Raw genomic sequence first — 12,506 nt, 5'->3', positions numbered from 1 at the left:
TTTAAGCTAAAATAAGTATGAAGAAAATATATATATTTTTATTTCTATTGATTACTACCTTGGTCGCTTCCCAAGCAAGTGCCCATAAGCGTTTGTTTATTCTGCTCGGACAATCTAATATGTCGGGCAGGGCACCAATAGAAGATGCGGACATGGCAGTTTGCCCAATGGTAAAACTGCTGAATGCGGATGGGCATTTTGAAGTGCTCCGAAACCCATTGAATCGTTTTTCGAATATCCGCAAGGATATCGCTATGCAGAAGTTGGGCCCCGGATATACTTTTGCTGAAACATTGTCCGAGCAATTACAGGATACTATATTTTTTGTGGTCAATGCACGTGGAGGAACCGCTTTAGAGCGTTTTATGAAAAACGATACTGCCGGATATTATGAGAAAACATTGTTCCGTATCAAACAAGCTTTGCGCGAGCGCCCTGACCTGAAACCGGCAACTATCATTTGGCATCAAGGGGAGTCTAACCGGGATGATTATCAGAGCTATCTGAATCATCTGAATACATTGGTTGCTGATTTGCGTAGTGATTTGGGGATTCCGGATTTGCCATTTATTGCAGGAGAAATAGGACGCTGGAATCCGGACTATTCGCATATCGTAGAAAAAATTGCTTTGATTCCCGATAGCATACCTTATGCTGGACTTGTTTCTTCCGAAGGGTTGACTAATATTGATGAATTCCACTTTGATACACGGTCGCAAAGAGAATTAGGAAAACGGTATGCGAAGAAATATTTGGAACTGTCAGGGGAAAAGGTTTCAAGATTGGTACAGATACGTTCTAAATTATTTGAATCGAATAGTAAGGAAGTACTTGTTGCCGCTCACCGTGGCGATTGGCGCAATGCCTGCGAAAATTCATTGGAAGCCATAGAGAATGCCATTCGGATGGGAGTGGATATTGTGGAGGTGGATCTTGCCCGTACCAAAGACGGGCATCTGATTTTACTGCACGACAATACCCTCGATCGTACTACTACTGGAAAAGGAAAACCTGAAGATCATACTTTAGCCGAAATTAAAGCGTTGCGTTTGCGGAATGGGTGTCATATTAAGACCATTTACAAGGTTCCCACCTTGGAAGAAGCGTTATTGGCAGCCAAAGGAAAAGTGATGTTGAATTTGGATAAGGCTTTTGATTACTTCGACCAGGTGTATGAATTATTAGAGAAGACGGGAACTACCAACCTGGTAATCATGAAAAGTAATGCTCCGGCGGAAGATGTGAAGCGTGATTACGGGAAATATCTGGATAAGGTGGTTTTCATGCCGAAAGTTAATTTGGATGAAGAAGATGCCATTCAGAAGTTAAATGATTATCTTCGGGTATTGAAACCGGTGGCTATTGAATTTAAGTTCGCCCATGATACCAATCCGTTACCTTACGAAGTGAAGAAGATAATGACCGGGAAATCCCATATTTGGTATAATACCTTGTGGGATACACATGCGGGCGGACATGATGATGATTGTTCACTGGCCAATCGGGATAAAGGTTACGGATATCTGATAGATAATCTGGGTGCAACGATCTTGCAGACAGACCGTCCGGCATACCTGATTGATTATTTGAAACATAAATCGAAAGTAATGGATTGTAAACGCGATTGGACATACCTACAGTCAGAAAATGAATATCAGGCTCCTTCTGTTCCTCACTTTATGGTTGAGGAGTGTTTTCTGAAAGGCAAGAAGAGTCCGCAGACCAATGAGGATGGCATTATTGTTACTCCCTACTTTGCGGCGGTGATTGATGGGGCTACGGCTAAATCTACCTTCACTTATGAGGGTAAGAAAACCGGTCGCCTGGCTATGGAACTTGCTTTGGAGGCTATACACGATTTTCCGAAGGATATTGATGCTGCTGGTGCCATTAGCCGCATAACAGAGAAAATACATGATTTTTATGTGGAGCATAATTTGCTTGATGAACTGAAGGCAAAGCCGAGGAAACGTTTTACGGCTAATGGCGTGATTTATAGCTATGCCCGGAATGAAGTTTGGCAGGTGGGTGATTGTCAGTGTATCATTGGTAATCTATATTCCTCTAATGAGAAAGAGATTGATGCTATCATGGCAAATGCACGTGCGGTAGTCAATGAAGTTGCTTTGCTGGATGGGGCTACGCTGAAAGATTTGGAATCTCACGATCTGGGACGGGAGTTTATCTATCCTTTTCTGCAAAAACAGGCTGTTTTGCAGAACTGTCCGGTAAAAGGGCAACGATTTGCATTTCCTGTATTCGATGGTTTTCCCGTGCAGATGAAGCAGGTGAATATTTTCCCTGTGGGCGATGCGGAGGAGGTGGTATTGTCTTCCGACGGTTATCCTCATCTGTATTCTACTTTGCATGAGTCGGAATGTTATCTTGCAGATATTTTGGAAAAAGATCCTCTGTGTATGCGGTTGTATAAGAGTACAAAAGGGATAAAGAAAGGAAACTGCTCTTTTGATGACCGTGCTTACCTGAGGATAAAAATTAAAAAATAATATTTATGGAATTAGAAGAATTGCGCGATGAACTGAAAATTATCAGTGAACGTGAGTACACACTCGTTGAAGAGCTGCTGGTTAGTGTCGAGAAAAAAAAGTCTGCTCCGGCAGCTTCGGCAGGTAGAAAAGCATGATACACCTGCAAGGTTAGAGTATTACGGCCATCCGAAGGAGATTGCCAAAGTCATTGTAAAGTTGATAGAGCAAGGGAAGTTGCGCTACAATGGAGTAGAAAATTATACACAGATTATCCGTTCGCTGACTTCGGTGATAGATGTGGTGAGTGTGGATACGGGAAAAATTGTGAGCAGAGAGACGTTGTTGACGTATGCAAAGTGGATACGGGCAGGAGAGTTACCGGAGGATGAGTGATGGAAGGCGGAGTAATCCGCCTTTTCCCCTCAATGTTTTGTGAGTCAGATTTTTAGTCATAATTGATGTGTTCTCTATCTTTTTTATCTCTTTATTGTTAAATTAGTTTTGCTTTTATTATCTTTGCCTCGTTAGTTAATCTTGTGGAATAGTCGTGAGGGGAAAATAAATCTTGAGACAAACTGGTTTTATGGGTATAAAGGAAAAAACATTATCATTGTTTGAAGATTCCTGTAGGAATTCTGAACGGGGACTGAAAACCATCTGTGAAGCAGAAAAATATCTTCAACAAGCGTATGAAGGTCGTTACTTCTTCGAATTAATACAAAATGTGAGAGACGCCAACAAGGAGGCATCACAAGAGGGGGATATTTATATTGAACTTAAAGACAATGTACTGTCAATAGCAAACACAGGTGCTCCTTTCAGTGAGGAGGGGATTGCATCGATCACTTCCATTGGGCAGAGTCCGAAACAAAGCCTAGACTTTATTGGATTCAAAGGTATTGGTTTTAAATCGACGCTGGAAGTTTCAGATACACCTCGTATCGTTACCACTGAAGGGGCTATATATTTTGATAGGAAGCTTACGATGGAAGTGCTGAGTCAGTATAATAGTAACCTTGTTGAAAATCAATTGCCATTATTCTTTTTCCCTCATTACCGTTCAAGAGCATTGACAAGCGAAGAGCGCGAGAAAGGTATTCTCACAAAGATTGAACTTCCTCTTAAAGAAAGTTTTGCAGAAGAAAAAATTTGTGCTGATTTCGGAGAAATTAAAGCCAGGCAACTTGTGTTGTTGGGTAACATACAGAAAGTAGATTTTACAACTCCAACTCAAAGGACGATATATAATATCCAGAAGGATATCCGGAAAAATCTTATAGTTGTTGATAATGGTAAGGAAATACTGAACCGATTCAGGTATTACGTCCCAAATGAAAAAAACTTTCTTCCTGACGATATTCTGAATAGTCTTGAAGGAAAAGAAAAGGAAATATACAGTAATAGCACATCTATTGATATTCATATTGTGCTTGAACTTGATGAGAAGAATTTATTTGTACCTGATGCAAATGCAAAACTGTACTTGTTTTACCCTCTCAATATTCGTTCCGGCTTTCGCTTTATGATACATAGTTATTTTTTAGTTAATCCGGAACGAACACGGCTTCGCAAGTCATCTTTGAACCAATACCTGCTTCGTAAAATAGGTGAGTATATTGGGAGTGGTATGCTGAAATTATTAAAGAGGGGAAAATACAATACAAACGAAATTCTTTGTTTTAAAAGGAATGAAGACGCCGGACTGGAAGAACTTTATGATGGACTGGTTGAGACGTTGAAGGGGCAAAAATTCATTTATGATCAACACTCACGGAAATATTATAAAACATCAGAAGTGATTGTTGCAGATGGATTCGATAAAGGACTTTTTCCTGATGATCGGTTTGATGGTAAACCAATTATCTATATTGGGTCGGCCCCTGTTGTTGAATGGCTGAGAGCTGAGTTTGATATATATTACTTAAATTATGAAGATATTGCCAGTGGCATCGAGCAGGAGGCTAAAAAACAGGCAAAATCTAAGAATCTTGACTTTTTTCAGAATCTTTACCGATATATTGATAGACATAAAGATTTAAATGTCTCAGGCAAGAGGATATTGTTGACCAATCACTGGAAATTGATATCCGACGAAGAGGATGTTTTTTATGGGGGGCGGAGGAATCCGGTTTCACTACCTGCCAGCATCCAGAAGTATGTGCACTTTATGCATAATGGTATAAAACTCGAAATTAGAGAGACACGTATTGCGGTGAAAGAGTTTAATACTAATGAGTTGATCCGAAGGTTGCTAAAATTATTCGATGAAAAGACTGTTCCTAATGTAGATATACTGAATGCTATCTATCATCTGAACCCACAAGATGCACGATCCGAGCTGGATATAAAAGAAAAGATACAGCTTCCTGTCAAAGGCCAAAAAGATTGGGTATCACCTTTTAAGCATCCGGTCTATTTTGATAAAGAAGAATTGCGGGAATTATATCCTGAGGGCTATTTTGTTGATGAAACCGTATTTAAGCAAGAGGAACCGGGAAAGGAAGAAATAGAAGCGGAAAATCGTGTCGAAGATTTCCTTAAGTTGTGTGGAGTATGGGAGATACCGGCATTTTATATCAGCAGTGATGTGCAGACCGCATCCCGTGGAGATGGTAATATCCGGGTGAAGCATATCCAGCGTAACACGCACCTTAATGATACGCCTTTTTATATTGAGAATGACCGTATGCTGGACAAACCCGTAAAGTATACAAAATGGTTTACTGATACTATTGTAGAAAATTGGGAACTTTATAAGTCTCTTATGAGCGCTACGTGGTTGCCTAAAATGAAATATTCCAATGGTTTTAGCTATAAGCACGATGCCCAATCCTCTGCAATAATGAAATTTTCATCATTTTGCGAAGAATTGTCCAGGATACGGTGGATTGTCTTGGATGACGATGAAAAAGTGTATTCACTGGCGTATATTGTAGGAATGCGTTTAGCTGATATTTCAAAAGTTCATAATAAAGTTATATCTAAATATCTCAGGCTGTTTCCAATTGATTTTGAAAATAACCGTGATTTTATAGAGTCGGTGGGGTTATGTCATCTGGATGGAAATACTGTGGATAATTTTAATCGGCTTCTCAAACATATTTATAATAGATACCATAAATATATACCTGAAGGGAAGGACTTTACAGATTTCTATAATCGCATATTAAGTAAGGTTTTCGATTTCTATGACAAGAATGAGATTTCGGATAATGAGGTGAGGACAATTTGCAATACACCTATGTTGGCCATTAATGAAACCATTGGAAGGTCAAAATGGGAGTATCCGGAAAATATCTATTATATTGACGATAAACTTAACTATGACTTGTTACCTGAATCTGTCCGAGCAGAAATACAACCGCATTTCACCAATCGGGATAGGAATACATTTGGGAAAATTGCGGCAAAAATAGGGAGACGTTTTTCTAACTCAATAACTAAAAACTTAGTTGAATCTCCTGCCTTAAAGGAATTTTTTTTAATAGAGTTTTTTACTGACTTGCCGCCAGCAATTGCATTGCTGGAATATAATTTTGATATTTCTATGTCTTCATACCTTGAAGCGCTGAAGCTTGTAGAGGTCTGGAAAAAAGAAAAAGTAGAGACCGAAATATTTGTTGGCGAACTGTCTGGTTTGATTATTGAATCTGATTATTATATTGAGAAAACCAGAAGAAATTTTATTCTCCATATTAAGAACGACAGTTTAAGGCAACCGAAACTTATTGCTGCCTGTTTGACAGAATTGTTTATGAGTATGCTGGATCGTGATTTAAAAAGATTCAATATTGATTTGTGGAAATTTATAAAATCAAAAAATAAAGCAGATTACCTTGCAGACTATGACATATCAGTTACTCGGATAGAGGAAATCCGGCAAATACTGTATGCTTCGGATTTTACCCAGCTACAGAAGTTCTGGCAAGCTGTTTTTATCACAAAAAAAATACCTAATTTTGATCGGATTATTGTGAATGATACGGTCGATATAAAAGAAATAGCTTCATTGGCGGGATTGGAACTTGAGACTGTAAGAAAGATAAATGAAGAAGTTAATTTTGATAATATCAATCGGTACGAAAATGTTCCGCTGTTATCTTCTTTATTTCACAAACTTGGCATGTCAAGAGAGCAGATTAATCTGCATCTGTATCCGGAAGTGGAAATGAAGCAATGGCTAATAGAGCAGGGAGAAAATATATCTACTAAAGAATTACAGCTTCCTCCGGAACAGGTAGCTATGAAATATGCTAATCAATGCAAGCCAGTTATTGAGAATATCAAACCTAGTCGTGTACCGGAAAAAATGCAATTAACAGGCAAGCAATATGGAACAGGCGATGGCTCTTTCAAATATGATGGGCAAAAGAATAATAGGCAGAAGCTAATCATAGGAATGGTAGCTGAAATGATCGTTTATGAGAAATTGCAGGAAGATCAGAACATAGAAAATGTTAAATGGGTATCAAGATATGCTGCCCGTGTCGAACCTGCTTATTCTGGTTACAATCCGCATGGGACTGATGGATTGGGGTATGACATCGAATATACTGACAGAACTGGAAATAAAAATTTCGTTGAGGTTAAGGGAAAAGCAGATAATCAGAATTGTTTTGAAATAACGATACCGGAGATAGAAAAAGCCAAGCAGGAGAAGAAGTTTTACCATATTATTTTTGTGACTAACACGCTAAATGAAGAACTAAGAAGAATCAAATATCTTGGAAATCTTTTTATGTTTGAAGAAGGGGAGGACCTCTTGAATAATAAACGCTTTTCAGCAGTAACTAAAAGTTATGAGATAAGGTTTAAAGAATAGGAAATCTCTATGCTCGTATACTGTAACTGTATGTATTCTCTTATTACCCATTCAACAGTTATTGAAGGATCTACCGTCACTGAAATAGAAAATCAACTTCTGTTTGATGAAGGCATTAGTGCGAAAGGTCGTTCTGTGATTGAACAACTGATGAACTTAGATCTGAAAGCAGTATACGAACAATCCTGCCGCAGTTTTGGCATAACAGTTAAAGAATTATAGAGAAAATCTCATAAGGAGGTTATAGTAAAAAGTGGCGAAAGATTTGGAAAACATGGTGGTATTTTTCAAATTTTTCGCCGCTTTTTTGAGACTTTCCGCCAACTTTTTGAACTCTGTTTCTCAGGCTTTTATTTCATCATACTTTTTGTTTATGAATAATGGTAACGATGTCTTTTTTATTGGGATGGTTAGGTAGAGATAGGTTACTTTCTAAAACTTTTGTGAGGAAGATAAAAATAGAAAGTGATTACTTACTATAGTTAAACATATTCGGGAAGTTATAGAAATAACCCACTTCGACCTAACCATTCGATGCGTTTGAAAGTGTAGAATGATTTCACTTTATGAAATATTATCTAAGATGAAATCAGCCGGTATGCCTAAGTTATCACGTAACCTTTTCACGATATTAAGATTCAATGAACGACGACCATTCAGGATATCGCTGACTCTGGATTCTGATATTCCCAGACATTTAGCTGTTTCTTTCTGCTTTAAGTTATTCGCTTCCATTTTTGCCCGAATAGCATCAATAATCAAAGTTGAAACTCTTCCGGGTAGTGGATGATAGGCAGCCTCCCATTCGCTGATGGCTTGAGAGAGGGCTATGTATTTTGTTTTGTCTTCCTCACTCAATAATTCCATATCACCTAAAGATGTACCTTTAGTGATAATGCTTTCCATTTCTGCTTGATAAGCGCGGAATTCTTTTTCTGTCTTAATCTTCATATATATGCCTCCTATATAGTTTTTATTTTATTTGCATCAATTGCATCATAATCTGAATGGGTTCCAACAAAACGAATATCGATATTTCCTGCAAAAAATACAACCAAAACAATAAGGCGATATTTATTGCCTTTGACATTGAATACATAACGATTGTTCCCTACATAGTCCGCAGACAAATAATCGTTTTTCAATTCGTTATGATTCTTCCAAGAAGCTTTTGTTACCTCTTCAACCCACTTCTCTAAAGCAGTTTGTGCATCATTGTGCTTTTTGCAGAATTTCTCAAACTTTTCAGATCCTGTAATATTCATGTTTTCTTTATTTAAGTACAAATATAGTCAATAATTCCCGAAAAGAGAAGTTGTTCTTTCTTTTTCTTCTCTTTTTGGGAATTATTTAACGGTTCATCTATGGATGTACATATCCGGTTAATGGTATATCTTTATTGATACAACTGATTATTTCTCACACTTTCCGCCTCCAGAAGTATCACCTCGTAGCGCCTCATGTTCTTGCTTGTCACATACTGGAAACCGTATTTGGTGAGGATCTTTCCTATCAGAATCTTTCCGGCATGGTTGTATTGATAGCCGGTTCTGTTCCGGATTTCCTCCGCCATTTCACTTACCGTCATGTACTTGAAACTCTCGAAACGTTCCGGTTTGCGGAAGTGCGTCAGTACCATTTCCTCTTCGGGAGTCTGGAAGAGGAAAGGCTTGTTGTTGAGCTCTATCTCATCGTTCTCGTAGGCTTCGAACCAGTAGCGGTAACCACTGTCCAGCAGATGCTTGATCTGGGCATAAAGCTGTGGATAGTCGATATCAAGGCGGTCGATCTTTTCAATTTCGTAGCAGAGGAAACGGCGGTTGCCGGTGGGGTCGTACAACACTTGCGGATAGTTGCAGGTGCCGGCAAAGGAAGCCCAGTGCGGCAGGTTCTGGGTATGGCGGGCATAAGGCAGGCGGATGCTGATGAACTTCCGGGTGATGAGGTCCTTCAGCAGACTTAGTTCATGCCCCGTCATGCCTTCGAATTCGTCGAAGTTGATAAGCATATATTCCGACATGCGGGAGAGGTCGTCCTTGTTTCCGGCGGAGATGATGCCGGTGCTGAGATAATCGGTTCGCAACTCACGTGGCAGAATGTTGTTGATGAAAGTGGTTTTTCCCAGGTTCTGTTTGCTGCATAGCAGGAGGCAAAGGTGGTTCACTACCTCTTCTTGCGTGGCGGCGGCTACCATACCTACCAGGAAATGCCTGAAACCTTTCAGCCAGAATTCTCTCTGGGCGGGGATGGTGTGGACGCTTTCGGCAAGGCAGCCTATGTGGTCGATGCCGTCCCATGGAGGCAGATGATTCATATATTCGCGGATGGGGTGGTAGGAGAAACTGAAATCGGAGTAGATCAGGTTCTCCATGTTCTTGACGCTGCAAGGATAACCGGCTTCGTTCAGTTCCATCCAGATGCTGTTACTTACCATGTCATCCAGCATGACGAAATCATCTTCACCCTTTTTGCGGCATTCCATGCGGTGCTTCATCTGGTTGTAGCGCGTTTCGTAATGACTGTTGATATACTGTCCGATGCGGAGGAAGTTCCATTGCGAGGTTCTCAACTTGCGTGTGTTAAATTCATCCGTATGCTGATAAGCGCTGTCCGTCAGGGAGTCTATCTCTTCGGGCGGCATATCGGTGAAGTTGAGGCGCAGGAAAGGGGCGACTTCTTCTTTTGGGATGCCGTAAGCGTTGTATGTGCAGGTCAGCCGGAACAGATAGTTGTTGCGGTTGCCTTCTTCGTACTTGTTTTTGTGATCGTGGTAGTAAAGGAGGAGAGCAAGCAGGGAGCGGCTTTCGCTTTGGGGATAAGAGATGTTGTCCGAAGGCTTTTTGCACCGGGTGGTATCTGTCGTTGCTGCGGCAGCCTTTTTTCGTCCGGGAGTTTTCTTTTTCTTCTCTCTGAGCGGACGGTTGAGGTCGACAATCAGAAACTGCGGGGCGGGATTCAAGTAGGCGTTTTCATCATGGGGCAGATAACAGATGCGTGTCATGTCTTTGCCCGATTCGTCGATATCCGTTTGGCAAAGTTCTTCGTAGAGTGCAGCAACCTGGTCGTAAGCGTGGGCATGGTAGTTGCGCACTTCTTCGGGAGACTGCGGCAGGGTGCCGTCGGGCAGGCTGGTTTGTACGGTTAGTTTATAGCCGTTGCCTTTCGGACTGGTGAAACTGATATGGGTGAACGGACTTCCCGTGACGGCTGCTGAAATGCGTGCCAGTTCTTCGGGAGTTTTCTTGTCGAGGTCGATGGGGATTTCTCCGTTGTACTCTATGAGTTTGTCATACCGGCGCCCACCTATGAAGCGGGCGGAGAAGGTGACGGAGGGGAGTTCTCCTTTTATGAAATCAGCGGTTGCGATGTCATTGGCAGTGAGGTGCTGTCGGATGTCAAGGGTCATGTGTGCCAGTTTTTCATCGTGGCGGATGATGTTGACCCCTTCTTCGTCGGTTACTTCGCCGACAGGCGGTTTTTTCTTGTTTTGATAATACGAATATTTCATTGTTTATAAAAAATTTGATGCAAATTAACGAATGTGTCCGATAACGGGGAGTAACTTTTTGCTTTTCACGTAAAGTTAAGTTTAAGGTTCGCCCAGATGGTCGACTATAACTTTTACCTGTCGGGGAGTGAGAATACGGTTCCGGTCCTGATAACCCAACAGAATCAGTTCAGCATGCAGTTCGGCGTTGTGGAGTATCCAGCGGCGAAGTACTTGGGTGGCATTTTTAAGGGTCAGTTGTGGATTGTAGAGATGAGCGAGTTCCGATTTAGTGTAACTGCGCACTGTGAAAGTGCCTTTTTCTTCTTTCATTTTTTGGTATTTATTGATTGTTTATATGATGTAAATTTACTGAAAATAAACGGTCTGTAAAAGTTTTGGGATGTGTTTGTTTCAATAATATTCGTAAAACTTCATTGGCGATTGAGGGGTACCTTCGATCTGGTATATTTGCAGTGTAAATAGATGGTTTACACTCACTTTAAAATTTAATCGATATGGCAACATCCATGAATTATTCGGTGGTGGCTCGTAAAAATCCTTCTAAGAAGGATGAGCCGAGTAAGTATTATGCCTTGGCGCAAGCTTCAGGCGAGTTGGACTTCGACGAAATGTGCGAGGCGATAACGGGACGTACCACGTGTACGGAAACTGATGTACGTGCTGCATTGGCGGGCATCATTTACGAAGCGAAACGTGCACTGAAAGCGGGACGCATCGTGAGGTTGGGAGATTTGGGTTCCTTGCAGATGGGACTCAGCAGTAAGGGGGTGGAAAAAGCGGAAGACTTTACTGCGTCTATGATCAAGAAGTCACGAGTGAACTTTCGCCCGGGCAAGGGATTGACGGATATTGCCAAGACGATGGCGTATACCCGTGTGCTGACCCGGAGTTTGCAGGGTTCGGCTTCGGGCGGCAATGGTTCGGAGGGAGGAGGCTCCGGCAGTGGTGACGGAGGAATTGAAGATGATCCGTTGGGATAGATTCTAACGCCAGAGGTGTTAGAAATTAAAGAATAAAAAAATCAATCACTAAAAACTGATCGTTATGAAGAAGATTACTTGGGATACGGTATTGAAAATTGTAATTGCGATGGCTTCTGCTTTGTTGGGTGCGCTGAGCGCACATGCTATGACGATATAAATGGACATACCGGTTATGAGAAAGATCGATCTGATTATTATTCACTGTTCCGCCACAAGGGCGGACAGTGATTTCAGTGCGCAGGACGTGGATACGGCGCACCGTTACAGGGGCTTTTCATCGTGGGGGTATCACTATTATATCCGAAAGTCGGGACAGGTGGAGTTGATGAGACCGGAAGATGTGCCCGGAGCGCATGCCCGCGGATACAATGCAAACAGTCTGGGAGTGTGTTATGAGGGCGGTTTGGATGTGAACGGACGTCCCGCCGACACGCGGACTTTGCGGCAGAAAGAGGCGATGCACAGACTGGTGGCGGACCTTTTGCAGAGTTATCCGGAGGCTCGGGTGGTGGGGCACCGGGATCTGAGCCCTGATAGAAACTACAACGGTATTGTAGATCCTTGGGAAAGGACGAAAGAGTGCCCTTGTTTTGACGTAAATGCGGAATTTTAGGTTTAGGCAACGTTTGAATGAAGGCGGGTGAGTAAAAAACTCCCCGCCTTTTTTTGTGCGTGCCGAAGTATTGTTACATTTGTGGCAA

Annotated in this window: 11 protein-coding genes and 1 pseudogene; 8 read left to right on the top strand and 4 right to left on the bottom strand. The window is 41.4% G+C overall.

The annotated features are described in order from the left end of the window. Positions 1–17: 17 nt before the first annotated feature. The 5 genes and pseudogenes from BWI44_RS21730 to BWI44_RS21710 all read left to right on the top strand — a co-directional run. The gene (locus BWI44_RS21730; RefSeq protein WP_007664099.1) at positions 18–2,507 is read left to right on the top strand and encodes a sialate O-acetylesterase; all 2,490 of its coding nucleotides are present in this window, start codon (positions 18–20) and stop codon (positions 2,505–2,507) included. 5 nt (positions 2,508–2,512) lie between these two features. After that, a complete protein-coding gene (locus BWI44_RS21725; RefSeq protein ID WP_259297078.1) occupies positions 2,513–2,644 on the top strand; it encodes a hypothetical protein in 132 nt (43 codons plus the stop codon). Next, the gene (locus tag BWI44_RS21720) at positions 2,592–2,882 is read left to right on the top strand and encodes a hypothetical protein (RefSeq protein WP_007664095.1); all 291 of its coding nucleotides are present in this window, start codon (positions 2,592–2,594) and stop codon (positions 2,880–2,882) included. Before BWI44_RS21725 ends, BWI44_RS21720 begins: the two co-directional genes overlap by 53 nt. Positions 2,883–3,072: 190 nt before the next feature. Continuing rightward, on the top strand, positions 3,073–7,311 hold the full coding sequence (locus tag BWI44_RS21715; protein WP_286816399.1) for a protein NO VEIN domain-containing protein: 4,239 nt from the start codon (positions 3,073–3,075) through the stop codon (positions 7,309–7,311). Between the two features lie 30 nt (positions 7,312–7,341). Beyond that, a pseudogene (locus BWI44_RS21710) lies at positions 7,342–7,497 on the top strand (Fic family protein); the annotation flags it as partial. 378 nt (positions 7,498–7,875) lie between these two features. Here BWI44_RS21710 and BWI44_RS21705 read toward each other — a convergent pair. The 4 genes from BWI44_RS21705 to BWI44_RS21690 all read right to left on the bottom strand — a co-directional run bounded on the left by BWI44_RS21705 (position 7,876) and on the right by BWI44_RS21690 (position 11,131). Next, positions 7,876–8,262 carry a helix-turn-helix domain-containing protein gene (locus BWI44_RS21705; protein WP_007664081.1) on the bottom strand — a complete coding sequence of 129 codons (387 nt, stop codon included), beginning with the start codon at positions 8,260–8,262 and terminating at the stop codon, positions 7,876–7,878. An 11-nt stretch (positions 8,263–8,273) separates the two neighbouring features. Continuing rightward, positions 8,274–8,576 (bottom strand): type II toxin-antitoxin system HigB family toxin, encoded by a 303-nt coding sequence (locus BWI44_RS21700; RefSeq protein ID WP_007664079.1) that lies wholly within the window; start codon positions 8,574–8,576, stop codon positions 8,274–8,276. 131 nt (positions 8,577–8,707) lie between these two features. Next, positions 8,708–10,819 carry a BT4734/BF3469 family protein gene (locus tag BWI44_RS21695; protein ID WP_286816397.1) on the bottom strand — a complete coding sequence of 704 codons (2,112 nt, stop codon included), beginning with the start codon at positions 10,817–10,819 and terminating at the stop codon, positions 8,708–8,710. 81 nt (positions 10,820–10,900) lie between these two features. After that, positions 10,901–11,131: a DUF4248 domain-containing protein gene (locus BWI44_RS21690; protein ID WP_021968156.1), complete on the bottom strand. Its 231-nt coding sequence runs from the start codon at positions 11,129–11,131 to the stop codon at positions 10,901–10,903. A 185-nt stretch (positions 11,132–11,316) separates the two neighbouring features. On the opposite strand from BWI44_RS21690, the gene BWI44_RS21685 reads away from it, so the two are divergent. From BWI44_RS21685 to BWI44_RS21675, 3 genes are all read left to right on the top strand, one after another. Continuing rightward, positions 11,317–11,802, top strand: a complete 486-nt coding sequence (locus BWI44_RS21685; RefSeq protein WP_007664074.1) for an HU family DNA-binding protein — start codon at positions 11,317–11,319, stop codon at positions 11,800–11,802. Positions 11,803–11,866: 64 nt separating this feature from the next. Beyond that, complete coding sequence (locus BWI44_RS21680) at positions 11,867–11,962, top strand: smalltalk protein (protein ID WP_021968155.1); 96 nt, start codon at positions 11,867–11,869, stop codon at positions 11,960–11,962. Between the two features lie 15 nt (positions 11,963–11,977). After that, on the top strand, positions 11,978–12,418 hold the full coding sequence (locus tag BWI44_RS21675) for an N-acetylmuramoyl-L-alanine amidase (protein ID WP_118294530.1): 441 nt from the start codon (positions 11,978–11,980) through the stop codon (positions 12,416–12,418). Positions 12,419–12,506 lie beyond the last annotated feature (88 nt).

Origin of the sequence: Bacteroides sp. Phil13, from assembly GCF_001940965.1 — a bacterium.
Taxonomy (GTDB): domain Bacteria; phylum Bacteroidota; class Bacteroidia; order Bacteroidales; family Bacteroidaceae; genus Bacteroides; species Bacteroides intestinalis.
Note: the sequence above shows the minus strand (reverse complement) of the source record. Positions and strands in the feature narration are given on the sequence as shown.

Coding starts and splice junctions, on each gene's coding strand:
- BWI44_RS21685 (WP_007664074.1), top strand. CDS start 11,317: ATGGCAACATCCATGAATTATTCGGTGGTGGCTCGTAAAAATCCTTCT.
- BWI44_RS21700 (WP_007664079.1), bottom strand. CDS start 8,576: ATGAATATTACAGGATCTGAAAAGTTTGAGAAATTCTGCAAAAAGCAC.
- BWI44_RS21715 (WP_286816399.1), top strand. CDS start 3,073: ATGGGTATAAAGGAAAAAACATTATCATTGTTTGAAGATTCCTGTAGG.
- BWI44_RS21695 (WP_286816397.1), bottom strand. CDS start 10,819: ATGAAATATTCGTATTATCAAAACAAGAAAAAACCGCCTGTCGGCGAA.
- BWI44_RS21705 (WP_007664081.1), bottom strand. CDS start 8,262: ATGAAGATTAAGACAGAAAAAGAATTCCGCGCTTATCAAGCAGAAATG.
- BWI44_RS21725 (WP_259297078.1), top strand. CDS start 2,513: ATGGAATTAGAAGAATTGCGCGATGAACTGAAAATTATCAGTGAACGT.
- BWI44_RS21690 (WP_021968156.1), bottom strand. CDS start 11,131: ATGAAAGAAGAAAAAGGCACTTTCACAGTGCGCAGTTACACTAAATCG.
- BWI44_RS21675 (WP_118294530.1), top strand. CDS start 11,978: ATGAGAAAGATCGATCTGATTATTATTCACTGTTCCGCCACAAGGGCG.
- BWI44_RS21680 (WP_021968155.1), top strand. CDS start 11,867: ATGAAGAAGATTACTTGGGATACGGTATTGAAAATTGTAATTGCGATG.
- BWI44_RS21730 (WP_007664099.1), top strand. CDS start 18: ATGAAGAAAATATATATATTTTTATTTCTATTGATTACTACCTTGGTC.